The organism is Serratia sp. MMO-28, assembly GCF_037199905.1.
Classification (GTDB): Bacteria; Pseudomonadota; Gammaproteobacteria; order Enterobacterales; family Enterobacteriaceae; genus Chania; species Chania oryzae.
Genome location: NZ_JBBCVB010000012.1, coordinates 43,864 through 70,697 on the forward strand (window position 1 = coordinate 43,864; position 26,834 = coordinate 70,697).

The window sequence follows — 26,834 nt, forward strand, 5'->3', positions numbered from 1 at the left end:
CTGGCATCAGGCGAAAATAGTCATCATATAAGCGGCAAACAGGGCCAGGTGCGCGGTGCCGTTCAGCACGTTGGTTCTGCCGGTTGAGAAGGAGATATGGCAGAGGATCAACACCGTCAACATCACCACCATATGCGGTGCCTGCAGGCCGAAGATCAGCGTTTGGCCGGTCAGGGTGGCGATGATCGTGACCGCAGGGACCGTCAGCGAGATCGTCGCCAGCACGGAGCCGAAGAACAGGTTCATGGCGCGCTGCACCTGGTTGTTCAGCACCGCACGCAGCGCTCCCAGCCCTTCCGGTGACAGAATCAGCAACGCGACCAGGAAGCCGGTGAACTGCGTCGGTGCATTCAGCTTGGTCAACAACCCTTCCAACGGATTGGCGTTGAACTTGGTCACGGCGATAACCGCCACCAGATGTACGACCAGCCAGACTGCATGCCACAGGCTGCTGTGAGAAGAGGGCTTGCCGTGGTGCGGATCGCCATCGTCACCGTCATCTTCGTGTTCATACACAAACAGGCTCTGGTGTGTTTTGGTCTGGATCAGCAGGAATACGCCATACATTGCCGCCGAAATAGCCGCGACCAGCAGCGACTGGCCCACGCTGAAATTACCGCCCGGCAACGCGCTGGGCAATACCAGCACGATGATCGCCAGCGGAAAAATGGCCATCAGATACTGCTTGATGCCCCCAAGGTTAACGTACTGGGTGGCAAACTTGCGCCCGCCAAGCAGCAGGGCAAAGCCCACCAGGCCAGCGGTGACAATCATGATGATCGAATACAACGTGTCACGCATCAGTGCAGGAGCGGCGTCGCCGGTTGCCATCAGGGCCGAAATCAGGCTGACCTCCAGAATCACCACCGACAGGCTGAGGATCAGCGAGCCGTAGGGTTCACCCAGCCGATGGGCCAGTACATCGGCATGGCGTACTACGCTGAATGCACTGCTGAGGATCCCCACCAGCGCCACAATATTTATACCGACGATCAGCGGAAAACTGCCGGTACCGCCCCACAGATTGAGCACAACCAGTGCCGCAATAGCAAAAATCAATGAATACTCGGTATGGCGGGATTTGGATCGGCCAGGATCGTTGTGCGACTTCATTTCGGTGATTCTCCTTCTCAAACTGCATGGCCCCGTCATCGCAGAGCTGGCACAGAGTGGCCGTTCTGCGTATCCAGAAGTTGTTATACCCCGAAGGATTCAGGCCACAGGTAGGCACCCACTCAGCGGCTCCCGACAAACTGGGTCTAGAGCCTATGAGGGCTACCAACCTCCGCAGCTTGAAAAGCGAAGGGGATAATAATAATAGGATACACCCTGCGCATGATGCCGGGTAATGATGTGATGTTGTTTTAACTAGGGAAAGCAATGGGTTGCTTTATGTGACAAGCGTAGCAAAAAAACCGCAGTTTATGCGGTTTTTTTTACGAACTTTTACGTAATAAAGTACTTTTTTTATGCTAAAGCGCCATAAAATCGATTTAGTACCACATTTTCTTATTAAATCAGGCAGAAATTAGCCATCAGGAGTCAATATTATCCATGATCTCATGCCTTTTATCATGATAACCCTCTTCATTTAGCCCTTCATGCCAGTAAGGCACCGCATAAAGCTGGTTACGATCGCATTTCCACACGCGGCGCACGTGACGGCGCAGTTCGACCACCAGGCGATCTTCACCGGCCAACCAGAACTGGGTGCCTGCTTGCGGCAAGGGTTGCGCACAGAATTGGGTAATGAGTTCTGCGGTTTTTTCGGTGTCGCCAATAATCCAGCGTAGCTCAATGCCGGTGGGTTTTTGCAGATCGAGCAGGTCTGCCGGTGTGTCGACGCGAATAAATGCACATCCGGTACTGTGCGCAGGCAGGTTTTCCAGCAGCGCGGCGATCGCTGGCAGCGACGACGGATCGCCAGCCAGGCAATAGAAGTCTGCAGCTGGCAGCATGGGTTTGGGGCCGCCGGGATTGCTGATACCGATCTTATCGCCCGGTTTGGCCTGACGGGCAAAGTTCACCGCCGGGCCGCTGTGATCGTGCAATGCGAACTCAATGTCAATTTCAGCCTGCTGTGGCCGAACGGCACGTATGGAATAGGTGCGGATCAACGGGCGCACTGCATCGGCAGCCCATACCGGCCCATTGTCACTGAGCGTTGGCAGGTCCGGCTGGGTTTGGCCCGCATGTGGCAAAAACACTTTGATGTGTGCAGCGGCGGCATTCGCCGGGTAATAGCACAAATCCGCGGCGCTGAAGGTGATACGGCGTAGGTGCGGCGTAATATCGCGCAGGCGGGTGACTTCGATCAAATAGGGCGCGCGGCTGCGTGGGGTCTCTGTGGTCACGGTGTTCTCCTTTATCATTCTGCGCCGAGTATACCATTCCATATGATAATGAGAATCGTTTGATTGTGGTGGGTGAAACCTGTCAGTTAAGAGGGGGTTTTATGCGTAGCCTCGGTTAAGAAAATGTTTGAGCGAGGAATAAAGAGGTAAAAATTACGCTGACTCATATTATCGCTGTTACAGATAAATACTTTTTCACACTAAATCTGCCGGTAAACTTGATTACTCTGCCAGAACCGAATAAGGTTATTAATATAACTGCGGGGTTATTAAATTAATAAATTCCGCAAACTCAATTTCAAAGACGTAGTGGCAAATGGGATTAGGGCAATCCTATTCCCAGGAGGTTGTATTAGGTGTTAACACGAGATTTTCTACAAAAGGCAGATTGCAAAACGGCATTCGGCACAATTGAAGAGTCGCTGTTACTGACACCAGAACAGCGTATGGCATCATTGGCATGTACGTTGTCGCGTCGGCCAGACAATAGCCCGGTGTGGATATTTGGCTACGGTTCATTAATGTGGAACCCGGTATTTGAATCTGAAGAGGTCAAACCTGCCACCTTGCAGGGGTGGCATCGTGCTTTCTGCCTGCGGCTGACCGCCGGGCGTGGCACTCTGCATCAGCCTGGGCGCATGCTGGCGCTGAGCGAAGGTGGGCAAACCACAGGCCTGGCGTTTCGGTTGCCGGAAGACACGCTGCGTGAAGAGCTGGAGTTGTTGTGGAAACGCGAGATGATCACCGGTTGCTACCTGCCAACCTGGTGCGATCTGACGCTGGAAGATGGCAGAATGGTGACTGCGCTGGTGTTCGTGATGAACCCGCAGCACCCGTTGTTTGAGGAAGATACCCGCCATCAGGTGATTGCACCGCTGATCGCCAGCGCCAGCGGCCCGTTGGGCACCAATGCGCAGTATCTGTTCGCCTTGGATAATGAATTAAAAAACTACGGCATGAAAGATGACTGCATCGGTGATTTGGTCAACACGGTGCGCCAGTGGTTACAACAGAACAGCTCTGGTTCGGCCGGGAGTGAAGCTACGGCCTAGTCTGTGCCTTTCGCATGGTGCCCAGGAGGGTGCCATGCTTGTTTTTATCTCATCGCTGATATAACAAATCCCTCTATTTAATAACCTGGCTTTGCATGCCCTCTAAACCCTATTATTCTTGTGAACATCTACCTCATTGATTATAAAGCCATTATCCTCATGCTGCTAAATCATGAGGGGGAATCAGCCATGAAAAAAGGCATTTAGCATTAAAAGGTATAAGTAAAGATTATTTCTTATTTGTTCCTCCTGTGCAGAGTCCGTATCAATATTGTTAACGACATAGGTGGAAAGAGAGTATTGGATGAACTTTCAGCAGTTAAAAATTATCCGTGAGTCAGCGCGTTGCAACTACAACCTGACGGAGGTTGCCAACACGTTATTTACGTCCCAGTCGGGAGTCAGCCGCCATATTCGGGAACTGGAAGAAGAGCTGGGTATTGAGATATTTATCCGCCGTGGGAAACGCTTATTAGGCATGACGGAGCCGGGTAAAGAACTGCTGGTTGTCGCCGAACGTATCCTGAACGATGCCAATAATATTCGTCGCCTGGCGAATGTTTTCAGCAACAATGACGCTGGCCAACTGCATATTGCTACGACCCACACTCAGGCACGCTATAGCCTGCCGGGAGTCATTAAAGAGTTTCGAGCGCTGTATCCGCGCGTGCGGGTGGTTCTCAATCAGGGGAGCCCAGAAGAGATCGTGTCGATGCTGGCTTCCGGCGAGGCGGATATCGGCATCGCCAGCGAACGCCTGATGAATGATGAGTCGCTGGCGGCTTTTCCTTATTACCGCTGGCACCATGCCATTCTGGTGCCAGAAGGGCATGAATTGACGCGTCAACCGCAGGTAACGCTGGAGATGTTGAGCACCTTGCCATTGATTACCTATCGCCAGGGGATCACCGGGCGCTCGCGGCTGGATGCTGCTTTCAAGGCTGCAGGGTTAACGCCAGATATTGCTCTGAGTGCGCAGGATTCCGACGTAATAAAAACCTACGTTGAACTGGGATTGGGCGTGGGGGTGTTAGCCGACATCTCTTTTGAACAAGAGCGCGACCGTGGCTTGGTTTGCCTCAACGCCGAGCATCTGTTTGAAACCAATACCGTCTGGCTGGGGCTGAAACGCAGCCAGTTACAACGTAACTATACATGGACGTTTATCCAGCTCTGTAACCCTACGCTTTCGCTGACGGAAATCAAAGAGAAAGTTTTTTCGGCCCAGTTGGAACAGGTGATCGATTATCAGATTTGATGCAGGCTGCGTTTACTATACGGAGCGTAGTGCGGGGCGCGGAGTTGCCCCAGTTCCCCCCCAGCGCTTTTGTAAAAACAATGATATCTGGCATTGGCAACAGCCGTTAATATCTGCGTTGTTAAGAAAAAATTTCCCATCTGGTTATTGTTTTCACTATTCTTTCATTGGGGTCAACATTTATTGACTCTGCAGCTGTGGGGGCTGCAGTGTGTTCTTCGACTAAGAACACACTTAGCGCATACCTATAGATCTCTTTTCGTCGTTGATTTACGCTGTCGCGCGCTCAGAAAAGGCGTTGTTTGCCGTATTAGTTAAATGAACGGAATCGATCAGTAAAAAATACTTGCAGTTTTTTTTATTCTGATTTCAATCAAGGGGTTAGCAAAAGTTAGCGTATTGTTTTTTATAAATAACGCTCGATTTTCGCTGGGCCGAATTATGGATAAGCAGACTGAATACCTAAAATGACGACTGAAACTCTTCCTTATACCGCACTTTTGCTTAAATTTTTTGCCGCTAAAGCGGCATTGTCATCACCTTATGCTGCATTGTCGGCGCTGCGGTTTGCTCTACCGGTATGCCTGCCATGAGGGTGCTGGTGACAGGGGCAACCAGTGGGCTGGGGCGCAACGCTGTTGAGTGGTTACTGGCTGCCGGGCACCAGGTGCATGCCACCGGGCGGGACGAGGCTGTCGGGCGGGCGTTGGTGGCGTTGGGCGCGAAGTTCACCGCGCTGGACTTGACCCGCGCAGGCGTGGAGCAGTGCGAGCAACTGATGGCTGGTTGTGAGGTGGTCTGGCACTGTGCTGCCAAATATGCCTCTTGGGGGAGACGCTCGGTGTTTTATCAGGTCAATACCTACGTCACGGATAAACTGGCTCAGGTGGCCGGGCGCTGCGGGGTGCGGCGGTTCATTTATATTTCAACGTCTGCGGTCTATTTTGATTATCAGCACCGATACAATATTGCGGAAAGTGAGTTTGCGGATAACTTTGTCAACCATTATGCCGCCAGCAAGTTTGCCGCCGAGCAGAGTATTGCAGCGTTGCTGCATCTTTACCCGCAAACCACCTATCTTATCCTGCGGCCTCGTGGCCTGTTTGGCCCGTATGATCGGGTGAATGTGCCGAGGATCCTGGCTCTGCTGCGGCGTGACAAAGGAGTGCTGCGCCTGCCTGAAGGCGGCAGGGTGTGTGTGGATCCGACCTTTGTGCTCAACGTAGTGCATGCGCTCGATCTGGCCAGCCGTAAGGAGCATTTAACCTCCGGCAGTATTTACAACATCACCAACCAACAACCGCAGCCGTTGGCGGATGTGTTGCAGCAGTTACTCATTGAGCAACTCGGCTGGCAATATCGCGTGCAGGCGGTGCCTTATCCGCTGTTGCTGTCATTGGCATGTGCCATGGAAATAGTGGCGTTTATCACTGACAAAGAGCCACTTCTGACGCGTCATGGCATGGCGGCCATCCATTTCGATATGACGCTGGATAACACCCGAGCGATTGAGGAACTGGGGTATCGGCCGCTGTACAGCATGGAGCAGGGGATTGAGCAAACAGGGCAGTGGCTGAAGCAGCAGGGCGTTCTGGAGGCGAAGGACTGAAGTAGCGGCTCCAGAGAGCCGCCAGCTTTCTTTAATGCGTTCTCATGCCTGCCATGCCCATCAGCAGGCGAAACAGCGTCGCAACCAGAAATAGCCCCAGCACGCTGGCACTCCAGATAACCACCAGCCAGCCGAGGCGTTGCCACCAAGGCGCTTTATGCTCCATCGTCTTTTTCATCATCAATGATACCCATCCTCATGGCTGACTTTGCCGCGGAACACGTAATAACTCCAGAAGGTATAAACCAGGATGATTGGGATAATGAACAGCGCGCCAACCAACATAAAGCCCAGGCTTTGCGGCGGTGCGGCGGCCTGCCACAGCGTAATGGATGGTGGTATCAGCAGTGGCCAGAGGCTGATCCCTAGGCCGCTCAAGCCGAGAAACACCAACAGTAACGTCAGCAGGAATGGCGAATAATGGGCCCCCTGACGCACGCCATGCCAGATCCCCCAGGCGCTGAGCAGCACCAGCAGCGGCACCGGCAGTAGCCAGAACAGGTTTGGCAGGCTGAACCAGCGGGCGGCAATGGCCTGATGTGCGATAGGGGTCCACAGGCTGACCACCAACAGCACCAGTAGCAGAATGATTAACAGCGGAGTCGCCAGACGATACATGCGTGCTTGCAGATCGCCCGCCGTTTTCATCACCAGCCAGGTGCAGCCGAGCAAAGCATAGGTCACTACCAGCCCCAGCCCGCAGAACAGCGCAAACGGCGTTAACCAGTCGAGCGCGCCACCCGCATAGGCACGGCCTTCTACCGCAAAGCCGTTGAGGATCGCTCCCACTACCACCCCTTGGCTAAAGGTGGCGAAAATCGATCCGCCAATAAAGGCTTTATCCCAGATATGGCGCTGTTCCGGTTTCGCCTTGAAACGGAACTCAAAGGCGACCCCACGGAAAATCAGGCCAAACAGCATCAGCGTGAGCGGAATAGCCAACGCTTCGAGGATCACCGCATAGGCTAGCGGGAAAGCGCCAAACAGTGCCGCACCGCCGAGCACCAGCCAGGTTTCATTACCATCCCAAACAGGGGCGACGGTGTTCATCATCACATCGCGATCGCGGCTGTTTTTCACCCAGGGGAACAGAATGCCGATGCCTAAATCAAAACCGTCCATCACCACGTACATCATGGTGCTGAACACGATAATCACAAACCAGATCAGCGGAAGATCGATACCCATGTTCAGCTCCTGTCGTCCAAGGTTTCTTTGACCGCCGACAGCGGACGAGACGGCGTGCCATTGCTGTTGGGTTCGTCACCCTCGTGTTCCTGCGGGCCTTTGCGGATCAGGCGCATCATGTAGGAGTAACCGACACCAAACACCGAGCAGTAGACGACGATAAAGGCCAGCAGGCTGATGCTCATCTGCAGTTCACCGTGGGCAGAGACGGCGTCTTTGGTGCGCAACAAGCCATAGACGACCCAGGGCTGGCGGCCAATCTCGGTGGTAAACCAGCCTGCCAGCAGGGCCAATATGCCAGACGGCCCCATCCAGAGAATAAAGTGCAGGAAGGGCCTGGAGTGATAGAGCCTGCCGCGCCAGCGTAGCCACAGGCTCCAGACGCCAGCCAGGATCATCAGCATGCCCAGCGCTACCATGATGCGGAACGACCAGAACACCACGGTGGCGTTAGGGCGATCTTCCGGCGGGAAGGATTTCAAGGCCGGCACCTGCCCGGTCAGGCTGTGAGTCAGGATCAGGCTGCCGAGGTAAGGAACCGCTAGCTGAAAGCGCGTCTCTTCACGTTGCATATCTGGCCAGCCGAACAGGATCAGCGGCGTGGCTTCGCCTGGGCGGTTTTCCCAGTGGCCCTCCATTGCCGCGATTTTTGCTGGCTGGTGCTTCAGCGTATTCAAGCCGTGGGCATCACCGATGACTGCCTGGATCGGAGCCACGATCAGCGCCATCCACATGGCCATTGACAGCATCTTGCGCATAGCAGGGGTGTCACGCCCGCGCAGCAGATGCCAGGCGGCGGAAGCCGCGACAAAGAAGGCCGAAGAGAGGAACGCCGCCGTGGTCATGTGCAGCAGGCGGTAAGGGAACGACGGGTTGAAGATCACCTTCAGCCAGTCAACCGGCACCACCACACCGTTGATGATTTCATGCCCTTGTGGGGTTTGCATCCAACTGTTGGAAGCCAGGATCCAGAAGGTGGAAATCAGCGTGCCGAGTGCCACCATGCAGGTGGCAAAGAAGTGCAACCCAGGGCCGACGCGGTTCCAGCCAAACAGCATCACCCCCAGAAAACCGGCTTCAAGGAAGAAGGCGGTCAGCACTTCATAGGTGAGCAACGGGCCGGTAATGCTGCCGGCAAATTCAGAGAAAAAGCTCCAGTTGGTACCAAATTGATAGGCCATCACCAGGCCGGAAACCACCCCCATGCCGAAGTTAACGGCAAAGATTTTTGACCAGAAATGGTACAGATCGCGATAGGTACCATCGCCGCTCTTTAGCCATAATCCTTCCAGCACCACCAGATAACTGGCCAGACCGATGGTGATGGCGGGGAAAATGATGTGAAAGGATACGGTGAAGGCGAACTGAATACGTGCTAATTCCAACGCGTCAAAGCCTAACATGACGCCTCCTGCTGCTGTACATAAATCGACCTCTCCAGTATAGCTCTAATTTTCCAAACCAACGCTTGGTATTCAGTAGAGCACGGAGTACAGTGGCTATAATAGTGACAATTATTTTATATTTATCTATAACAGTTGGGTGCGAATGACCAGATACGAACAGCTTGCTCAGCAGATCCGCGAGCAAATTCAGAATCGCGTGTGGCGTGCTGGCGACAAACTGCCCTCGCTGCGTGAAAGCGGCAAACGCGCAGGATTGAGCCTGATGACGGTGGTGCAGTCGTACCAGCTGTTGGAGAGCCAGGGCTGGATTGTCGCCCGGCCACAGTCTGGTTATTACGTTGCCGCTCGCCCGCAGCCTTTGCCACAGCCGATACGCAAGGAAAGATTGCTGCTGAGTGAACAGGTCGATATCAACGCCTTCATTTTTGAGGTGTTGCAGGCGTGTAAAGATCCGGACATTGTGCCTTTTGGCTCCGCTTTTCCTGATGCCACGCTGTTTATGCAACCGAAGCTGGCGCGAGCGCTGAGCAGCGTGGCGCGTAAATTCACCCCGCACAGTTCGCTGGCCAACCTACCGCCGGGCAATGATGCCTTGCGCCGCCATATTGCCCAGCGTTATGCGTTGAGTGGCATGCAGGTGGCTCCGGACGAGATTGTGATCACTGCCGGTGCCATGGAGTCATTGAGCCTCAGCCTGCAGGCGGTGACGCAACCGGGCGACTATGTGGCGATCGAATCCCCGGCATTTTACGGCGCGTTGCAGGCGCTGGAGCGCCTGCGGCTGAAGGCGGTGGCGATTGCCACCCACCCGCAGGACGGTATCGATCTGGATGCGTTGCAGCACGCGCTGGAACAGTATCCGATCAAGGCCTGCTGGCTGATGACTCATTTTCAGAACCCGCAGGGTGCCACCATGCCGCAGGAGAACAAACAGCGGCTGGTGACGTTGCTGCGCGAGCGCCAAATCTCATTGATTGAAGATGACGTGTACGGCGAACTGTATTTCAGCGCTGAACAACCGCTGCCCGCCAAGGCGCTGGACAGCGGCGGGCAGATCCTGCACTGCTCGTCGTTTTCCAAATGCCTGGCACCGGGGTTCCGCGTGGGCTGGGTGGCCGCAGGGCGTTATGCGCAGCAGATCCAGCGTTTGCAACTGATGAGTACGGTATCCACCAGCGTGCCGACCCAGATGGCGATTGCCGATTATCTGCTGCACGGTGGTTACGATACTCACCTGCGCCGCCTGCGCCGTTTACTGGCCCAGCGTCAGAGTGCGATGCGTCAGGCGATCGCCCATCACTTTCCGTCCACCGTCAAGGTGAGCCAACCGGACGGTGGCTATTTTCTCTGGCTCGAGCTCGATCCGGCACTGTCTGCCATGGTGTTGTATCAGCGGGCATTGGCTGAAGGCGTGAGTATTGCACCTGGGCGGATGTTTACCACCGGCAACCATTTCAACCATTGCTTCCGTTTAAACGCCTCTTTTGAATGGTGTGACAAGTTTGAAACGGCGATCAAGACCTTAGCCAGACTCATCCGCGAGCTGGAGCCGGTGGGGTGAGTCAGGTTAAATAATGTTTTAGCGCTCGCCCTGCCTGGTGGAGGGCGGAATGCACCGCAGGGACGTGGGCCAGCGGGTTCAGCAGGCCGTAATCATGGATCAGGCCGTTGTAGCGGGTGGCCGTGACCTCCACGCCCGCGGCGTTCAGCATGCGGGCATAGGCTTCGCCTTCGTCACGCAATACGTCCAGCTCTGCCGTTTGGATCAGAGCTGGCGGCAGGCCTTTCAGTTGTTCCAGTGTGGCATTGAGCGGCGAAGCGTGGATCTCCTTGCGCAAGGCTTTATCAGGGGCGTAATGGTCCCAGAATCCTTTCATCATATTGCGCGTCAGGAAATGGCCTTCTGCGAATTGGTGATATGACCCGGTATCAAAACTGGCATGGGTGACCGGCCACAGCAGGATTTGGCAGCGTAGCGCGGGCGTAGCCTGCTCTTTGGCCAGCAGGCTGACCACCGCCGCCATATTGCCGCCAACGCTGTTGCCGACAACGGCCAGACGCGTGCCGTCGACGTTGATTTTCTCGCCAAACTCCGCCACCCAGGCGGTGGCCGCATAGGCCTGATGAATGGCGCTGGGGTAATGTGCTTCTGGTGACGGCGTGTAGTTGACGAACACGGCGACTGCGCCGGAGCTGTAAACCAGATCGCGCACCAGCCGCTCATGAGTGCGGAAATCACCCAGCACCCAGCCGCCACCGTGGAAGAACATAAACGCCGGTAACTTCCCCTTCACTCTGGGCGGGCGCACGATGTGCAGCAGGAGATCGTTGCCTGCGACACGGATAACCTTTTCCTCAATCTCAACGTCACGCAGCGGCACCTCGACGCTGCGCTGCAGCGCTTCCAGCACCTTGCGTGCCTCTTTCGGCTTCATATGCTCAATGGGTTTGCTCATACGGGTATTCAGTGCCTGCAAAAAGGCGGCAGTGTGCTGTTCCGCAAGCGGCTGGCTAGGATCAAAGGTTTTTTTAGACATGCTGGAACCTCAAGGGTGGCGGAGGGAAGCGTGAACTGGCGCAATCAAAGTGTAGCCAATGTGCTTATTTTGTCTGGTAACGAGTGAGTAAAAAATGTGTCAGGCCACGTCATTGCTGATGTGCGCGCTGGTTTGCCTCAATTGAGTGCGCTTAATGTCCCAAAGTGGTGCGGCGCTGTGAGAAAACCGCTAGCAGGCCAAATTATTTTTGCGAGCACGATCAGAAAAACAGAAGAATTTTACGATTGAATAGGATTTCGCGGCCAACGATGATTTCATTCCGTATTTTTACCATTATTCATTACCAATGCATAAATATTGCATATTTATGCAATATAACTGTTTGTTTTACCGAAAAAAATTCCAAAAAGCGCTGAAAAACCCAATTTGGCACGATAGCTGCTCTACACTCTTTATGAAGCGACATGTATTTTAACTACTCGTTAACATTTATTCCCCGTTCCGGGGTGCTAAATGCGACAGATATAGCGAAAAACCGATTTTATGTAACAGATTTGTAGCTGAATGGCCGTTGATAAGGAGCATTATCGTCGGCCAGAGAATATCGCCAGTAAGACGGTTTTTTGTCGTGTTGTATTACTTCCGGCGCAGGAACGGCCCTTACAGTCAAAATTCAGCCTTTGCTGAAGTCATGAGGTCATTATGGAACAGCCAATCGCAGTTACCCGCCAGTCTTTTGATGACTGGATGATCCCGGTGTACGCACCCGCTGATTTTATTCTGGTGCGCGGAGAGGGATCGCACGTTTGGGATCAGCAGGGCAAATGTTATATCGACTTTGCCGGTGGCATTGCCGTGAACGCGCTGGGGCACGCGCACCCGCAGGTTAAAGCGGCGTTGGTTGAACAGGCTGGCAAGCTGTGGCACCTGGGCAATGGTTATACCAACGAACCGGTGCTGCGTTTGGCAAAACAGCTGATCGATGCCACCTTTGCTGAAAAAGTGTTTTTCTGCAACTCCGGGGCAGAAGCCAACGAAGCTGCGCTGAAGCTGGCGCGCAAATATGCGCTGGACCACAGCGGCAGCGAAAAGAACCAGATTGTGGCGTTCAACAATGCTTTCCACGGCCGCACGCTGTTTACCGTTTCAGCCGGTGGCCAGCCGAAGTATTCGCAGGATTTTGCGCCGCTGCCTGGCGGGATCCTGCATTCGCCGTTTAACGATCTGGCCGCGGCGGCGGCCGTGATTAATGAGCGCACCTGCGCGGTGATCGTCGAACCGATCCAGGGCGAGGGCGGGGTACTGCCCGCCGATCCGCTGTTCCTGCAGGGGCTGCGTGAGCTGTGCGATCGCCACGGTGCGTTGCTGATTTTTGATGAAGTACAAACCGGCGTGGGCCGCACCGGGCATCTGTATGCCTATATGCAATATGGCGTGGTGCCGGATGTGCTGACCACCGCCAAGGCGCTGGGCGGCGGTTTCCCGATCGGGGCGATGATCACCACCGATAAACTGGCACCAACGCTGGGCGTCGGTACGCACGGCACCACCTACGGTGGCAACCCGCTGGCAACGGCGGTAGCCGGTGCGGTGTTCTCGCTGATCAACACGCCAGACGTGTTGGACGGGGTAAAACAGCGTCACCAGTGGTTTATCGATGGGTTGAATAAAATCAATCAACAGTATCCGATCTTTGCGGAAATCCGCGGTGGCGGTCTGCTGATTGGCTGTGTATTAAGCAAGGATTATGCGGGTAAGGCTAAACAGATCACGCAACTGGCCAACGAGGAAGGGGTGATTGCCCTGATCGCCGGCCCAGACGTGGTGCGCTTCACCCCTTCGCTGATCATCCCAGAACAGGATGTTAAAGAGGGGCTGGCGCGATTCGCGCGTGCTGTCGCGCGGATCTGCAGTTAATAAAGCGGCTGCACCCGGGTGGTGCAGCCGATACCCAGCGGGTTCCAAGCCATAATGACTATTCCGATAGCTTGGAAAACGCGGGGTAGATGACTTTCGAGGTTCGCATCATGATGATTATCCGCCCTATAGCGCGTCGCGATTTGGCTGACTTACTGACGCTTGCCGGTAAATCCGGTATTGGTTTGACTTCCCTGCCGCAGAATGAGGACACGCTGTCGGCACGTATTGAGCGGGCGTTAAAAACCTGGCAAGGCGAACTGCCGAAAAGTGAACAGTGTTACCTGTTTGCCCTGGAAGATACCGAACGCCAACAGGTGGTTGGCGTCAGCGCCATCGAAGTGGCGGTGGGGCTGTCTGAGCCCTGGTACAGTTTCCGCGTGGGTACGCAGGTACACGCGTCAAAACAGCTTAACGTGTATAAATCGGTGCCGACGCTATTTTTGAGCAACGATCATACCGGTCATTCGGAATTGTGCACGCTGTTCCTCGATCCTGACTATCGTCACGGCGAGAACGGCAAACTGCTGTCTAAGGTGCGTTTTCTGTTTATGGCCGCGTTCCGCGAACATTTCTCGCGCAAAGTGATTGCCGAAATGCGTGGCTTTTCCGATGAGAACGGCCGTTCACCGTTCTGGGAAAGCGTTGGCCGCCACTTTTTTTCCATTGAGTTTGCTAAAGCGGATTATTTGAGCGGGACCGGGCAAAAAGCCTTTATCGCCGAACTGATGCCGAAACATCCGCTGTATGTTGATTTTCTGGCTGAAGATGCCCGGAATGTGATTGGTGAAGTCCATCCGCACACCGCACCGGCGCGCCGGTTGCTGGAGGCAGAGGGGCTACGCTATCAGGGCTACGTGGATATCTTCGACGGTGGCCCGACGCTGGAAGCTGAGCTTGATGAAATCCGCGCGGTGAAGCGCAGCAAACTGGTGAAAGTGGTTCTGGACGATGCGCCAATGAATAACGAGGCCCCGGTGTATCTGGTGGCTAACGACAACTATCCCCATTACCGCGCACTGCTGGTGCATGCCGATCTGTATGACGATCGCCTGCGTATCAATGCCGATACCATGGCAGCGCTAGGCGTTGAGCAGGGCAGCCAGGTGCGGGTAATCACGCTGATTGCACAGGAGAAAGCCTAATGTCACACCCTGCATTGTTGATTAACGGGACTTGGCGCACGGGCCAGGGGGCCGAGTTCAGTAAAACCGATCCCGTGGATAACCAACCGCTGTGGCAGGCTAATGCGGCAGATGCTGCCGATGTGGCCGCGGCTTGTGAGGCGGCGCGTGGCGCCTTTTCTGCCTGGGCTCGCACGCCGTTTGCCGAACGCGAACAACTGGTCAAACGCTTTGCGGCGCTGCTGGAAGAGCATAAGCAGGCGCTGGCTGAAGCGATCAGCCGTGAAACCAGTAAGCCACGTTGGGAAACCCTGACCGAAGTACAGGCAATGATCGGCAAAGTGGCGATCTCCTTGCAGGCCTATCAGACACGCACTGGGGTAACAGAAACGGCGATGGCCGACGGGGCTTCGGTGCTGCGCCATCGTCCACACGGGGTATTGGCGGTATTCGGCCCGTATAACTTCCCCGGCCATTTGCCGAACGGCCATATTGTGCCCGCCTTGCTGGCGGGCAATACCCTGGTGTTTAAGCCAAGCGAACTGACGCCGCTGACCGCAGAAGCCACGCTGAAACTCTGGTTGCAGGCCGGTTTGCCGGATGGGGTGATCAACTTGGTGCAGGGCGGGCGTGAAACCGGCGAAGCGCTGGCCGCCAGCCCGGCTATCGACGGATTGCTGTTCACCGGCAGCGCCAATACCGGTTATCACCTGCATCGCCAACTTGCCGGGCAGCCGGAAAAAATCCTGGCGCTGGAGATGGGCGGTAACAATGCGTTGATCGTCGAACAGATTGAAGATCGGGATGCGGCGGTGAACTTGGCGATCCAATCCGCGTTTATCTCCGCCGGGCAGCGTTGCACCTGTTCGCGCCGTATTCTGGTCAAACGCGGGCAGGAAGGCGATGCCTTTATCGAACGCCTGGTTGACGTGGCTGGCGCGTTACGCATTGGCCGCTGGGATGCCGAACCGCAGCCGTTTATGGGGGGCGTGATCTCGGTGACTGCCGCCGAGAAGATGCTGGCGGCACAGCAGCAACTGCTGGCGCTAGGGGGAAAAGCGTTGCTGACTCTGCGGCAGTTGGAGAGTGGCAGCGCCTTGCTCAGCCCGGGGATCATTGAGGTGACGGGGGTGGCCAATGTGCCGGACGAAGAGTATTTCGGCCCGCTGACCACCATTATCCGCTACGACAGCTTTGACGAGGCCGTGCGCATCGCCAACGATACGCGCTTTGGCCTGTCGGTTGGGCTGGTGTCACCACAGCGCGAGCAGTTCGAACAACTGCTGCTGGAGGCGCGGGCCGGTATTGTCAACTGGAACAAACCGCTCACCGGGGCCTCCAGTGCCGCTCCCTTTGGCGGCGTCGGGGCTTCGGGTAACCATCGCCCGAGTGCATTCTATGCGGCAGATTACTGCGCCTGGCCGATGGCTTCGCTGGAAAGCCCCAGCCTGACGTTGCCTACCAGTCTGTCACCCGGTTTGTCGTTTAACTGATGCCCAGAGGAGAGAAACATGTCGGGATATGAAGTTAACTTCGATGGGTTGGTCGGTTTGACGCACCATTATGCCGGGCTGTCGTTTGGTAATGAAGCCTCAACCCAGCACCGCAATGCGGTATCCAACCCCAAGTTGGCCGCTAAGCAAGGTTTGATAAAAATGAAAGCGCTGGCGGATTTGGGCTTTCAGCAGGGGGTGTTGCCCCCGCAGGAACGCCCGCATTTGCCGATGCTGCGCAAACTGGGGTTCAGTGGCACTGACGAAAACGTGTTGGCTCAGGCGATGCGCACGGCACCACAGCTGCTTTCTGCGCTCAGTTCGGCCTCTGCCATGTGGACGGCCAATGCGGCAACGGTTTCACCCTCGGCCGACAGCGCCGATGGCAAACTGCACTTTACCGCTGCCAACCTGAATAACAAATTCCACCGTGCGATCGAAGCAGAAACCACCTCCGCCGTGCTGCGGGCGATTTTCAGCGATCGGCAGCACTTTGTTCACCATGATGCACTGCCGCAGGTGGCGCTGTTTGGTGACGAGGGGGCGGCTAACCATAACCGATTAGGCGGTGACTATGCCAAACGCGGTGTGCAGGTGTTTGTTTACGGTCGCCAGGAGTTTGGTGGGGAACGGGCACCCACGCGTTATCCGGCGCGGCAGACGTGCGAAGCCAGCGAGGCGATCGCCCGCTTGCATCAGTTGGATGCGGAGCAGACGGTGTTTTTGCAGCAGAACCCGGCAGTGATCGATCAAGGGGTCTTCCATAACGATGTGATCGCGGTCAGCAATCAGCAGGTGCTGTTTCATCATCAGCAGGCTTTCCTGCATCAGCAGCGTGGGCTGGATGAGGTTCGGCGCAAGATGGCGGCGGTGGGAGCAGAACTGGTGGCGATCGAAGTGCCCACTGCGCGCGTTAGCGTGGCGGATGCGGTAGCGACCTATCTGTTTAACAGCCAGATCCTGACCAAACCGAATGGCCGGATGATGATCGTGGTGCCAGAAGAATCCCGCCAGCACGAAGGGGTTTGGCGTTATCTGACAGAAATGGTGGCCAGCGGCGGGCCAATTGATGAAATCAAGGTGTTCGATCTGCGTGAGAGTATGCGTAACGGCGGTGGCCCGGCCTGCCTGCGGCTGCGGGTGGCGATGAGCGAACAAGAATTACACGCGGTCAACCCGCGGGTGATGATGAATGATCGGTTGTTTACCACCTTAAACCAATGGGTTGATCGCTATTATCGAGACCGCCTGACGCAGGACGATTTGGCCGATCCGCAGCTACTGCGCGAAGGCCGCGATGCCTTGGATGCCCTGACATCGATCCTCGGTTTGGGCTCTGTTTACCCGTTCCAGCAATAACCGGAGCATTTATGATCGATCTTTTGGCGCTGACGCTGGCAGGGGAGGAACCGGCACAATTCGGCGGTGAGAACGCCATGCTGCGTTGGCACTGGCTGGGAGAAGGGCTGCTGGAGATCTGCCCGTTGCACGGTTATCAGCGTGCAGCGGTGATTTCAGCCGGTATCCACGGTAATGAAACGGCCCCCATCGAATTACTGAACCAGTGCGTAGGTGAAATACTCGCGGGCACCCGCCCCCTGGCGGTGCGTTTGCTGGTGGTACTGGGTAACCCATCCGCGATGCGGGCCGGTAAACGTTATCTGGTTAGCGATATGAACCGCATGTTCGGTGGCCGCTACGGCCAGTTTGAGCCTGGCGAGGAAACCTTACGGGCACAGCGGTTGGAGCAGGCCGTCAGCGGCTTCTTTGCTGGCGAAGAGGCTGCACGCTTTCACTTTGATTTGCATACGGCGATCCGTGAATCGCATTTACCGCGCTTTGGCCTGTTACCCTTCCAACATCGGCCATACAGCGCGGAAATGCTGGCATTACTGGATGCGGCGGCGCTGGATGCCGTGGTGATCCATCAGGCTCCTGGCGGCACTTTCAGCCATTTCACCAGTGAACAGCTACAAGCGGCCAGTTGCACGCTAGAGCTGGGAAAGGCGCGGCCGTTTGGCTGTAACGATCTGCAGCAGTTTAGCGGGATCCACCAGGCGCTGCGGGCATTTATCAGCGCTGAACCGTTGCCGCAGCGTGCGCAGGCACCGATGCGGGTATTCCGTGTGGAGCAATTACTGATCAAGCGCAGTGAAGCATTCAAGCTGTACCTGAGTGATGACACGGCCAACTTTACGGAATTACCCCGCGGCACATTATTGTGTGAGCAGCCCGGAGAGGCTTATCGGGTGCAGCACGACAGTGAATGGATATTGTTCCCCAATCCCCACGTTGCCCTGGGGCTGCGTGCTGGCATGATGTTGCGCGAAGTCCCACGCACGGCTCTGTTCTAATCCTTTCTTCTACGCTGCAGGCAGAAAAAAGCCTGCGGCGGCATTATCTACGATTTGCCGCAGCAGATTATTTTATTTAATGGTTTTAATGCCGAATAGTTGTTTGCCGGATAATTTAAGTATTCTCTCATATGATTTAAGATGAAAGCATTAATAAAACCGAAGTGAAATCGGCTAAATCACTTAATTTGATTTGTATATGCAAAAATGTGAAGTCAGTAACACCCGCAGTCATTATGTTAAGCTGGCGTGTTATTTGTGCCGGGTAAAAATCGAACAGAATGAAATCTTTTTACTTCATAAAGAGTGTTTTTTATCCGCAGGGATTACTGTTGGCTGATTAATATTTATATGAATCAGTGCATTACACCAAAAACATCCATTAATATTTAGTTACAAATAAACATGCTTTCCAACCGCTGTTTTATGAACTTTTTGATTTTAAGTTTTTATTCATGATGCTAATGTCACGTAGCCCTTAATTAAGGGGCTGCATAAAATACAAAATGATAAAGATCACAGCCCAAAGCATAAATTGGGCGTGACGGGAAATTTTAATTATATCTAGGAAAAGAAATTATGAAACGCAGTGTATTAGCTCTGGCGGTCGCCCTCGGTGCCGTTACCTCAATGGCCAACGCGGCTGAAATCTATAATAAAGACGGTAATAAACTCGATCTCTATGGCCGCGTGAATGGTAAACATCTCTTTATCACCAACAGCAATAGCCAAAGCAAAGAAGACGGCGATCGCTCCTATGTTCGTCTGGGTTTCAAAGGTGAAACGCAGGTTAACGACCAACTGACCGGCTATGGCCAGTGGGAATATCAATATCAAGCCGACAAAAGCGAAGGCAGCGATGCAAACGATGGCAGCAAAACCCGCTTGGGCTTTGCGGGCCTGAAGCTTAAAGACTACGGCTCATTCGACTACGGCCGTAATTATGGCGTAGTGTATGATGTTGAATCCTTTACCGATATGTTGCCTGAGTTTGGGGGCGATTCTTACACCCGCACCGACAACTTCATGACCGGCCGTTCTACCGGGTTGGCGACTTACCGTAACCGTGATTTCTTTGGCCTGGTGCAGGGCTTGAACGTTGCGCTGCAGTATCAGGGTAAAAACGAAGGCCGTGATATGCACCGCCAGAACGGTGATGGCTATGGCTTGTCAGCGGTTTATCAGGACATCGGTGGCAGTGGTATCAGCGCGGCGGCAGCTTATTCTGACTCCAATCGTACCAAAGCACAGCAGGATGCCTTCTACGGTCACGGCGACGGCAGCGCTTCAGTTTGGACAACCGGGCTGAAATATGATGCTAATCAGCTCTATCTGGCGGTCATGTATGCAGAAACCCGTAATATGACCCCAATCACCGTTAGCGGCATAAAAGGTACGGCTAAAAAGACCAAGAACGTTGAAATTGTCGCGCAATACCAGTTTGAGAACGGGTTGCGTCCTTCTCTGGCCTATGTGCAATCTAAAGGCAAAGATATAGAAGGGATTGGTGATGCCGATCTGGCGAACTATGTTGATATTGGTGCGACCTATTACTTTAACAAGAATATGTACGCTTACGTTGATTATAAAATCAACCAGTTGAACGACGATAGCAATAAACTGCGTCTGAACAACGACAACATCGTTGCGACCAGCCTGACCTATCGTTTCTAAGCCTTTACCCTCAGATGCAGGAGGGCGGTGGTTAACGCACCTGCATCTGGCAAAATAAAGGTCTACCTCATTCCTGTGTCGGGAAGTGGTCAACAGGCAGGGTGCGAACTCTGCCTTTTTCTTTGACAGATAGCTGAGTTCAGCGTGTTTTATTGGTCTGCAGGCAACCACAGGCCGTCTATAACATCCTCAATCGGATAACAGCCAGCATGGCGAAGCCGCTGTTCTTTCATGACCAGAAGGCATTGCTGCTCATCACGCAATACGTCGACTACGATATCGGCACACCCCCCATCCAGATAGCAAACGAACATCATCAACGCGTACATAATGTTATTGCATCCTCTTGGCTAGGCTTTCACTCTGTGATTGTAGGCCATGGTGTTTCGGTAACCCACTCGAAGCATTTTTTTTGGTTCAATAAATAATTTAATTTAATGTAAGTTTATTTTTAATCAATCATATGAATATATTGCGCGTTTGTTCTGCCAACTACCGGGTGAGTGTTGACCCGATAGCGGAAAGTTGGTAGCGTCTGCCACAGAAAATTCTTAGTAAGCTGAGCACGGAGCCTGACCCTCCACCAAAGCGGGTGAGAAAGCTGACTCGGTGAAAAACAGCGGATTGATGTCGCGATCAACGGGAGAAAAGATGGAACACAATCGGCACGATGACACCAAACTTATTGCGGTTATCGGATTATTGGTTTCTGTACTGCTCATTGTGTCGATCCTGTTTGGCATAACGTACTTTTTCGATTTCAAACATATCCATGAAGAGATTGATGTCAGAAGTTGCTACAGCAAAGGTGTTTAATCCATCAAAATGATGCGTACTTTCCAGCAATGCGAATTATTTAGGGTATAACCAGAGAGAATCGCGGATAAATTATCTTTTTCGGCGCAAGATCGCCCTTTCGTGAAAAGGTGATCTAGCGCAAATAAAAATAACTATGCCGAACTAGGATTAATTCATAAGGGTAGTTTTGGTCTGTTGGCTCGTTGACATCAGTGAGGTTGCTATGAACCAATTACTCTCTCGTGCAAGGTTATTCCATATTGTAATTGCAACGGCAGTATTTTGGGTTTCCATTGCTGCATTAGTCTCCGTGATGCTAAACTAACTCTAAATGATTAATTAAAAAATCCGCTGTGGCGGATTTTTTTATGTCGCGAGACAAGTTGTTTGATAATTGAGCTTATACTTTATATTTATTTAACTACAAATAACCCGATTAAATATGATACCCATGGTTACTATTCTGGTTGGTCTCGTCGCCATCCTGCATATTTATATTTTGGTGCTGGAGATTTTTCTCTGGCAAAAGCCCATCGGGAGACGGGCTTTTGGCACCACAGCGGAGTTTGCTGCTGCTACGCGCGTGTTAGCGGCTAATCAAGGGCTGTATAACGGTTTTCTTGCCGCTGGCTTGCTGTGGGGACTGTTGCGGCAGGATGTGCCTACCCAGTTGTTTTTCTTGAGTTGTGTGCTGGTTGCGGGCGTTTTCGGCGGCCTGACCGCCAGCCGGAAAATTCTCTGGGTGCAGGCGTTGCCAGCACTGATCACCCTCGTGGCATTACTGGTGGTATCTTATCGCACCTGAGGGGGGGGATTCAGGCCGTTTTCTGATGAATGACGTGCAAGGGAGGCTCAATCTGCAGGTCTACGCTCAGATCCTGACGGAAATCATAAGGGGTAATATTGAAGCGCTTTCTAAACATATAAGTAAAGTGTGACTGGGAGCCAAAACCAAAATCCAGCGCGATGTCGAAAATAGAGGATTCACTGCTGCGCAGTTGGTATACCGCCCCGGCAAGACGGCGTTCACGAATGTATTTGCCGAGCGAGATCCCCGTCGCCTCTTTGAACAATTTCTGCATGTGCCACAGAGAGTAGCCTGAGTACTCGGCGACTTCTTCCAAGTGGATCACGCGTCCGAGGTGAGTCTCAACCCACTTACTGAGAGCACAGACTAATGCGAGGTGGTTTTGTTGTATCAACACACTTACCCAATTGATTTTTGTTAAATTTATACATCCTGCGTGCTCGTTGATATTCGACTAACATCATGATTTAACAGGATTTAGCGTTTTAACCTAAACTGACGGTCGTTGGTAAACTTGCCTAGCCTAACTCACAGATTTGAGGTTGTCACCATTGAGCGTCTAGCCCCATTCTCGTTCGCTTGGCGGTACTGTGAAGGTTACGCCACTTCAGCAGGGTTTCAGCCTTGCTCAAGAGTATTACGTAAGTTAAACAAAGCAGCCTGAACGGGCTTGAATCACATAACAATACGTCTATGCTTGAGCTATTGCTGATTATAGGGAATGTGACGCTATATGGCCTCTCCAACATCAAGTGAAAGTACCCGTGCTCAGAAAGCGTTCTTATCCTGGGATAAATATAGGTCACAGCAAGTTAACCTGTTGCCGATATTATTATTTATCGTTGGAGTGATCTTCTCAGGCGTTGGCGCCTGGCGGCTTTATAATGAGATTGAACATAGTGCCCAAGCGGAGTTTCAACGCGATGTTGAGAGGATCTCAGATGAGATCGTCAGGCGCTTCTCTCAGCCTGTATACGGATTGAACGGGGCGAGGGGCGCTTATGCCATCAATAATCATTTAACTCGTGAGCAGTTTCGCTCTTATGTCGCCTCTCGTAACCTGTCGGTTGAGTTCCCTGGGGTACGCGGGTTTGGCTTTATTCAGCATGTTCCACGTAATCATCTGGATGCCTTTCTTGCCGAGGTCAGGGCCGATGGTGCACCGACATTTGCTATCCATCAGCTGGGTGATAAGCATGATGGCGATCTATATATTGTTAAATATCTGGTGCCGACAGAAGATAATCAGGGGGCGGAAGGGCTGGATATCGGTTCTGAGGCGGTACGGCGCGCAGCCGCATTATTGGCGATTAATACGGGTAAAGCCACGCTGTCAGATACCATTAATTTAGTGCAGGATAACCGTAAAACCCCCGGCGTTTTACTGTTTGTCCCGGTTTATGCCGATGGCTCCAAACCGGTTACACCTGCTGAACGGCGGGCAGCCTTGGTAGGGTTGCTCTATGCACCGATTGTGATTGCCGATCTGTTACGTGATATTCCGAAGTTTACCAATGGGCAATTGGATATCGAATTGTTTGACAGCCTGGATGATTTATCCAGGCAACATTTAATTTTTGATGTTGATGGCAGTCAAACTCCTAATGCCGCGCCAAAAGAGGGCTACTTTAGTCGTCTTATCAGTGCCAGAGTGTTTGAGAGTATAAACGTATTGTCATTACCAGGCAGAGAAATGACACTGCGGGTAACCAGCACGCCCTCTTTTAAATTGATGACGGAGCGTTATGTTGCGTGGTTATTGTTTGCTTTTGGTTTTGTGCTCAGTTCGGCATTGGCATTATTGCTGCGCCAACAAATAAGTGGACGACATCGTGCAGAAATGCTGGCGCGTAATATGACGGCAGATCTTGAACGTTTGGCTCTGGTGGCGAAAAACACTTCTAATGCCGTGGTTATTACGGATGTAGACCGCCGTATCGTATGGGTTAACGAGGGGTTTGAACGGATCACGGGTTACACTAAAACGGAAGTTCTGGGCCAGTCGCCGGGGAGGTTATTGCAATGTGCCAATACGGATAAGAAAGTGGCGGCGGCAATGAAGGCCGCATTGGATGCAGGTGAACCCTTTAATGGCGAAATAGTAAACCGTTCTAAGTCAGGACAGGAATATTGGATTGAACTAGAAATTCAACCTCGTTATAACGAGCAGAATGAGCCAATCGGTTTTATGGCCATCGAGTCGGATATCAGCGAACGCAAAGCAACCTATCTGCGGCTTGAAGCGGCGTTGCGTGAAAATAATGCACTACTGAGCACCCTTAATTTACATGGCATCATTTCTTCCGCCGATCGCCATGGATTAATCACCGAAGTGAATGACGCATTTTGTAAAATCAGTGGTTACCAACGGCAAGAACTGCTTGGTCAAAATTATCGATTATTAGATTCACATACTCATCCCACCGAGTTTTGGCAATCCATGTGGAACGATATCACCAGTGGAATTTCCTGGCGGGCAGAGATCTGCAATAAGGCTAAAGATGGGCGTATTTATTGGGTTGATACCACGATTGCCCCGTTCAAAAACAGCACTGGCGAGATCGAACGCTACATCGCCATTCAGATTGATATTACCGCCAGTAAAAATCAGCAAACTAACCTGATGATTGCCCGTAACCAACTGATTCGCGCCGCCGATGTGGCTGAATTAGGGATCTGGTTTTGGAATATCCCTGATAGAACCTTCACTTTTGATGAACGCATGAACGACATTTACGGACTGCCTGCGCAATTATGCAATGTGCCTATTCCCCAGGAGCATTGGTATAGCCTGCTGCATCCAGAAGATCGTCAAGACGTGACGCATGCGGTGAAAATGGCGCTGGAAAGTGAAAATATTTACCGCCAGAACTTCCGGATCATTATTAATAATCAGGTCCGCTTTATTCAATCGAGTGGCATGGTTGAACGGGATGAGAATGGCCACCCTGTCTCTATGATGGGGATAAATCGTGACATCACTCAACAGCATGAGGATGAGAATATACTTCGGGCGGCCAGGCTGGCGGCGGAAGCGGCGAATAACGCCAAGTCTGCCTTTTTGGCGACGATGAGCCATGAGTTACGTACGCCAATGAATGCCATTCTCGGGATGATGACCTTACTGAGAAAAACCGGGCTGAATAATAAACAGGCCGACTACGCCATTAAAATCGAAGCGGCAGCCCGCACGCTGTTACGGTTGCTGAATGACATCTTGGATTTTTCTAAAATCGAATCGGGAAAAATGGTTCTTGAATGCATTCCGTTTGACATTCATACCATGCTGCGGGATCTGTCCGTTATTTTATCCAGTAATCTGAGAGTTAAAAACGTCGAAGTCTTGTTTGATATTGATCCACTGTTACCGACGTTTGTGATTGGGGATAGCATGCGGTTGCAACAGATATTAATCAACCTGGGGGGGAATGCGCTGAAATTTACTGAACAGGGTGAGGTGATACTGTTTATCAAGGTGCTTAAACAAGACGACCAGCAGGTGACCTTGGAATTTGGGGTACGTGATACTGGGATTGGCATCGCACCTGAGCACCAGGAACGCATTTTCAGTGGGTTTACGCAAGCAGAAGCCTCGATTACCCGCCGTTTCGGCGGCTCTGGATTAGGCTTGGTGATCAGCCAACGCTTCGTGGCTCTGATGGGCGGTACGCTGGAATTAGAAAGCCAGCTTGGCCACGGCAGCCTGTTCTATTTCACCATTACGCTGCCGCTTCCCGCACGGCCACCGATTGAGAATGAGAGTTCTGAGTCATTGGCCGTCAGAGCTCATGCATTAAATCATTTACGCGTCCTGGTGGTTGATGATAACCCGACTGCCTGCGACCTGATCAAGCGCATGGGCGAATCGTTAAAATGGACTGTCGATGTGGCAACCAGTGGCAATGAAGCATTGCAATTGATGAAGCAGCAGCGCGAGCAGGGGATTACCTATGGTGCGCTATTTATTGACTGGCAAATGCCAGGGTTGGACGGCTGGCAGACCAGCAAATCAGTACGTGAGCTGATGCCGGAAGGGATTGTCCCGATGATTGTGATGATCACCGCTCACGATCGCGAAATGCTGTTACAGCGCAGCGAAGAAGACCAGGCATTGCTTGACGGCTATCTGGTGAAACCTATTACGGCCTCAATGCTGCTGGATTCAGTGACGGACGCCTTAAGCGATGGCAAACAGCCTGAGAATTCCCCAATCAGACAGGTGGCGGCTTCTTCGCAACAGCTATCCGGCATCAGGCTACTGGTGGTTGAAGATAACGTGAACAACCAGCAGATTGCCCGTGAGTTATTGGAAGACGAAGGCGCTATAGTGCGGATTGCCAACCATGGTCAGGAGGCAATTGATATACTTGAGGAAAACCCATCTTCCTTCGACGTGGTATTGATGGATTTGCAGATGCCGGTGATGGATGGCTTAAGCGCGACGCAGTATATCCGCGGCACGCTGGGGTTGTTGGAGCTGCCAATTATTGCCATGACCGCCAATGCAATGGCTTCCGATCGCGATACCTGTCTGGCGGCGGGTATGAACGATCATATCGGTAAGCCCTTCGATCTGAATAATTTGCTCCGCGTGATACGGAAATACTGCAAGCAGCCCGAACTTGTCATCGCCACGCACAGAGAGACGCTTTCACCACTCTTAACGGAGTGGAAAGAGGCGGCAATGGTCGCCGGCATTGAATTGGAGTCGGCTCTTAATCGATTAGGCGGGGATGTTTCTCTGCTGCAGAAGATGCTCTCGCTGTTTGGCGCTGAGCTGGCCGATTTCCCAGGGCAATTAGACACGCTGGTCGCACAGCGCGATTGGCGAGGTGCCTCGCGTTTGTTGCACACCATCAAGGGGCTGGCGGCGCAGCTTGGTGCCACTCATTTGTCGCAAAATGCCAGTAAAGGGGAGCGATTATTAAACGAAGATCCCCTACTTGCTGCGGAAGCGATAGCGGCGTTGCTGAATGAAATAAAAGATCAGGCCCAATCCGTTCAGGCCGGAATGGTGGAATTGAGCCACATGCTGTTGGGTAAAGCGGTGGATGCCGATTCAGCAGAAGATAAGGGTACCGACGCCCTTGATTCGGCTCTTAATGCTCTGATATTACTATTACAAAATTCAGATATGGCGGCATTGGAAGCGATGAACCAATTACAGGCGAATTTTGGCCACCAGGTTGGTGAAAAATTGTCCCCGCTGAGCCATGCGATCAATCAATTAGACTTCGCACTGGCCATACAGATAGCTCAGGCGTTGCTGGACAGTTTTTTTACTACAAAGGAATGAAAAAT

Annotated in this window: 20 protein-coding genes; 12 read left to right on the forward strand and 8 right to left on the reverse strand. The window is 52.9% G+C overall.

All coding sequences use genetic code 11. From position 1 onward, the window contains the following. Nucleotides 1-6: 6 nt before the first annotated feature. Nucleotides 7-1,113: a sodium-potassium/proton antiporter ChaA gene (gene chaA, locus WG891_RS12420; protein ID WP_156294284.1), complete on the reverse strand. Its 1,107-nt coding sequence runs from the start codon at nucleotides 1,111-1,113 to the stop codon at nucleotides 7-9. 422 nt (nucleotides 1,114-1,535) lie between these two features. Continuing rightward, nucleotides 1,536-2,354, reverse strand: coding sequence for a siderophore-interacting protein (locus WG891_RS12425; RefSeq protein ID WP_337263010.1), 819 nt, complete (start codon nucleotides 2,352-2,354; stop codon nucleotides 1,536-1,538). 356 nt (nucleotides 2,355-2,710) lie between these two features. Between WG891_RS12425 and WG891_RS12430 the strand changes: the two genes are divergently transcribed. From WG891_RS12430 to WG891_RS12440, 3 genes are all read left to right on the forward strand, one after another. Next, the gene (locus WG891_RS12430; protein ID WP_337263011.1) at nucleotides 2,711-3,406 is read left to right on the forward strand and encodes a gamma-glutamylcyclotransferase; all 696 of its coding nucleotides are present in this window, start codon (nucleotides 2,711-2,713) and stop codon (nucleotides 3,404-3,406) included. Nucleotides 3,407-3,710: 304 nt separating this feature from the next. Then, nucleotides 3,711-4,664 carry an HTH-type transcriptional regulator Cbl gene (gene cbl / locus WG891_RS12435; RefSeq protein ID WP_337263012.1) on the forward strand — a complete coding sequence of 318 codons (954 nt, stop codon included), beginning with the start codon at nucleotides 3,711-3,713 and terminating at the stop codon, nucleotides 4,662-4,664. Nucleotides 4,665-5,253: 589 nt separating this feature from the next. After that, nucleotides 5,254-6,273 carry an NAD-dependent epimerase/dehydratase family protein gene (locus WG891_RS12440; protein ID WP_337263090.1) on the forward strand — a complete coding sequence of 340 codons (1,020 nt, stop codon included), beginning with the start codon at nucleotides 5,254-5,256 and terminating at the stop codon, nucleotides 6,271-6,273. Between the two features lie 31 nt (nucleotides 6,274-6,304). Here WG891_RS12440 and WG891_RS12445 read toward each other — a convergent pair whose 3' ends face one another. The 3 genes from WG891_RS12445 to WG891_RS12455 are packed head-to-tail and all read right to left on the reverse strand — an operon-like array spanning nucleotide 6,305 to nucleotide 8,864. Beyond that, nucleotides 6,305-6,454 (reverse strand): DUF2474 domain-containing protein, encoded by a 150-nt coding sequence (locus tag WG891_RS12445; protein ID WP_337263013.1) that lies wholly within the window; start codon nucleotides 6,452-6,454, stop codon nucleotides 6,305-6,307. Next, entirely contained in the window at nucleotides 6,454-7,461 is a 1,008-nt protein-coding gene (cydB, locus tag WG891_RS12450; RefSeq protein ID WP_337263014.1) for a cytochrome d ubiquinol oxidase subunit II, read from the reverse strand. Before cydB ends, WG891_RS12445 begins: the two co-directional genes overlap by 1 nt. 2 nt (nucleotides 7,462-7,463) lie before the next feature. Next, entirely contained in the window at nucleotides 7,464-8,864 is a 1,401-nt protein-coding gene (locus tag WG891_RS12455) for a cytochrome ubiquinol oxidase subunit I (RefSeq protein ID WP_337263015.1), read from the reverse strand. 145 nt (nucleotides 8,865-9,009) lie between these two features. Here WG891_RS12455 and WG891_RS12460 point away from each other — a divergent pair, with 145 nt between their 5' ends. After that, nucleotides 9,010-10,428, forward strand: coding sequence for an aminotransferase-like domain-containing protein (locus tag WG891_RS12460; protein ID WP_337263016.1), 1,419 nt, complete (start codon nucleotides 9,010-9,012; stop codon nucleotides 10,426-10,428). 1 nt (nucleotide 10,429) lies between these two features. On the opposite strand, the gene WG891_RS12465 is transcribed toward WG891_RS12460, so the two are convergent. Next, entirely contained in the window at nucleotides 10,430-11,404 is a 975-nt protein-coding gene (locus tag WG891_RS12465) for an alpha/beta hydrolase (RefSeq protein ID WP_337263017.1), read from the reverse strand. 663 nt (nucleotides 11,405-12,067) lie between these two features. Between WG891_RS12465 and WG891_RS12470 the strand changes: the two genes are divergently transcribed. The 6 genes from WG891_RS12470 to WG891_RS12495 all read left to right on the forward strand — a co-directional run bounded on the left by WG891_RS12470 (nucleotide 12,068) and on the right by WG891_RS12495 (nucleotide 19,927). Beyond that, nucleotides 12,068-13,282: an aspartate aminotransferase family protein gene (locus WG891_RS12470; RefSeq protein WP_337263018.1), complete on the forward strand. Its 1,215-nt coding sequence runs from the start codon at nucleotides 12,068-12,070 to the stop codon at nucleotides 13,280-13,282. A 110-nt stretch (nucleotides 13,283-13,392) separates the two neighbouring features. Continuing rightward, nucleotides 13,393-14,427, forward strand: a complete 1,035-nt coding sequence (gene astA / locus WG891_RS12475) for an arginine N-succinyltransferase (RefSeq protein ID WP_076941678.1) — start codon at nucleotides 13,393-13,395, stop codon at nucleotides 14,425-14,427. Then, nucleotides 14,427-15,899 carry a succinylglutamate-semialdehyde dehydrogenase gene (gene astD, locus WG891_RS12480; RefSeq protein WP_337263019.1) on the forward strand — a complete coding sequence of 491 codons (1,473 nt, stop codon included), beginning with the start codon at nucleotides 14,427-14,429 and terminating at the stop codon, nucleotides 15,897-15,899. The genes astA and astD overlap by 1 nt, the downstream gene beginning before the upstream one ends. 18 nt (nucleotides 15,900-15,917) lie before the next feature. Then, on the forward strand, nucleotides 15,918-17,258 hold the full coding sequence (gene astB, locus WG891_RS12485) for an N-succinylarginine dihydrolase (protein ID WP_337263020.1): 1,341 nt from the start codon (nucleotides 15,918-15,920) through the stop codon (nucleotides 17,256-17,258). Nucleotides 17,259-17,269: 11 nt separating this feature from the next. Then, nucleotides 17,270-18,253, forward strand: coding sequence for a succinylglutamate desuccinylase (gene astE / locus WG891_RS12490; RefSeq protein WP_337263021.1), 984 nt, complete (start codon nucleotides 17,270-17,272; stop codon nucleotides 18,251-18,253). Between the two features lie 576 nt (nucleotides 18,254-18,829). Beyond that, on the forward strand, nucleotides 18,830-19,927 hold the full coding sequence (locus tag WG891_RS12495; RefSeq protein ID WP_337263091.1) for a porin: 1,098 nt from the start codon (nucleotides 18,830-18,832) through the stop codon (nucleotides 19,925-19,927). Between the two features lie 149 nt (nucleotides 19,928-20,076). Here WG891_RS12495 and WG891_RS12500 read toward each other — a convergent pair whose 3' ends face one another. Continuing rightward, the gene (locus WG891_RS12500) at nucleotides 20,077-20,256 is read right to left on the reverse strand and encodes a YebW family protein (protein ID WP_337263022.1); all 180 of its coding nucleotides are present in this window, start codon (nucleotides 20,254-20,256) and stop codon (nucleotides 20,077-20,079) included. A gap of 911 nt (nucleotides 20,257-21,167) precedes the next feature. Here WG891_RS12500 and WG891_RS12505 point away from each other — a divergent pair. Continuing rightward, the gene (locus WG891_RS12505; RefSeq protein WP_337263023.1) at nucleotides 21,168-21,530 is read left to right on the forward strand and encodes a DUF1304 domain-containing protein; all 363 of its coding nucleotides are present in this window, start codon (nucleotides 21,168-21,170) and stop codon (nucleotides 21,528-21,530) included. A 10-nt stretch (nucleotides 21,531-21,540) separates the two neighbouring features. Here the strand turns inward: WG891_RS12505 and WG891_RS12510 are convergent, their stop codons facing one another. Then, entirely contained in the window at nucleotides 21,541-21,927 is a 387-nt protein-coding gene (locus WG891_RS12510) for a helix-turn-helix domain-containing protein (RefSeq protein ID WP_337263092.1), read from the reverse strand. Between the two features lie 426 nt (nucleotides 21,928-22,353). Between WG891_RS12510 and WG891_RS12515 the strand changes: the two genes are divergently transcribed. After that, a complete protein-coding gene (locus tag WG891_RS12515) occupies nucleotides 22,354-26,829 on the forward strand; it encodes a CHASE domain-containing protein (protein ID WP_337263024.1) in 4,476 nt (1,491 codons plus the stop codon). Nucleotides 26,830-26,834: the final 5 nt, after the last annotated feature.

What these genes read in the sequence shown, in the direction of transcription:
- chaA (WP_156294284.1), bottom strand. Translation starts at nt 1,113, where the DNA reads ATGAAGTCGCACAACGATCCTGGCCGATCCAAATCCCGCCATACCGAG.
- cbl (WP_337263012.1), top strand. Translation starts at nt 3,711, where the DNA reads ATGAACTTTCAGCAGTTAAAAATTATCCGTGAGTCAGCGCGTTGCAAC.
- WG891_RS12440 (WP_337263090.1), top strand. Translation starts at nt 5,254, where the DNA reads ATGAGGGTGCTGGTGACAGGGGCAACCAGTGGGCTGGGGCGCAACGCT.
- WG891_RS12445 (WP_337263013.1), bottom strand. Translation starts at nt 6,454, where the DNA reads ATGATGAAAAAGACGATGGAGCATAAAGCGCCTTGGTGGCAACGCCTC.
- cydB (WP_337263014.1), bottom strand. Translation starts at nt 7,461, where the DNA reads ATGGGTATCGATCTTCCGCTGATCTGGTTTGTGATTATCGTGTTCAGC.
- WG891_RS12455 (WP_337263015.1), bottom strand. Translation starts at nt 8,864, where the DNA reads ATGTTAGGCTTTGACGCGTTGGAATTAGCACGTATTCAGTTCGCCTTC.
- WG891_RS12460 (WP_337263016.1), top strand. Translation starts at nt 9,010, where the DNA reads ATGACCAGATACGAACAGCTTGCTCAGCAGATCCGCGAGCAAATTCAG.
- WG891_RS12465 (WP_337263017.1), bottom strand. Translation starts at nt 11,404, where the DNA reads ATGTCTAAAAAAACCTTTGATCCTAGCCAGCCGCTTGCGGAACAGCAC.
- WG891_RS12470 (WP_337263018.1), top strand. Translation starts at nt 12,068, where the DNA reads ATGGAACAGCCAATCGCAGTTACCCGCCAGTCTTTTGATGACTGGATG.
- astA (WP_076941678.1), top strand. Translation starts at nt 13,393, where the DNA reads ATGATGATTATCCGCCCTATAGCGCGTCGCGATTTGGCTGACTTACTG.
- astD (WP_337263019.1), top strand. Translation starts at nt 14,427, where the DNA reads ATGTCACACCCTGCATTGTTGATTAACGGGACTTGGCGCACGGGCCAG.
- astB (WP_337263020.1), top strand. Translation starts at nt 15,918, where the DNA reads ATGTCGGGATATGAAGTTAACTTCGATGGGTTGGTCGGTTTGACGCAC.
- astE (WP_337263021.1), top strand. Translation starts at nt 17,270, where the DNA reads ATGATCGATCTTTTGGCGCTGACGCTGGCAGGGGAGGAACCGGCACAA.
- WG891_RS12500 (WP_337263022.1), bottom strand. Translation starts at nt 20,256, where the DNA reads ATGTACGCGTTGATGATGTTCGTTTGCTATCTGGATGGGGGGTGTGCC.
- WG891_RS12505 (WP_337263023.1), top strand. Translation starts at nt 21,168, where the DNA reads ATGATACCCATGGTTACTATTCTGGTTGGTCTCGTCGCCATCCTGCAT.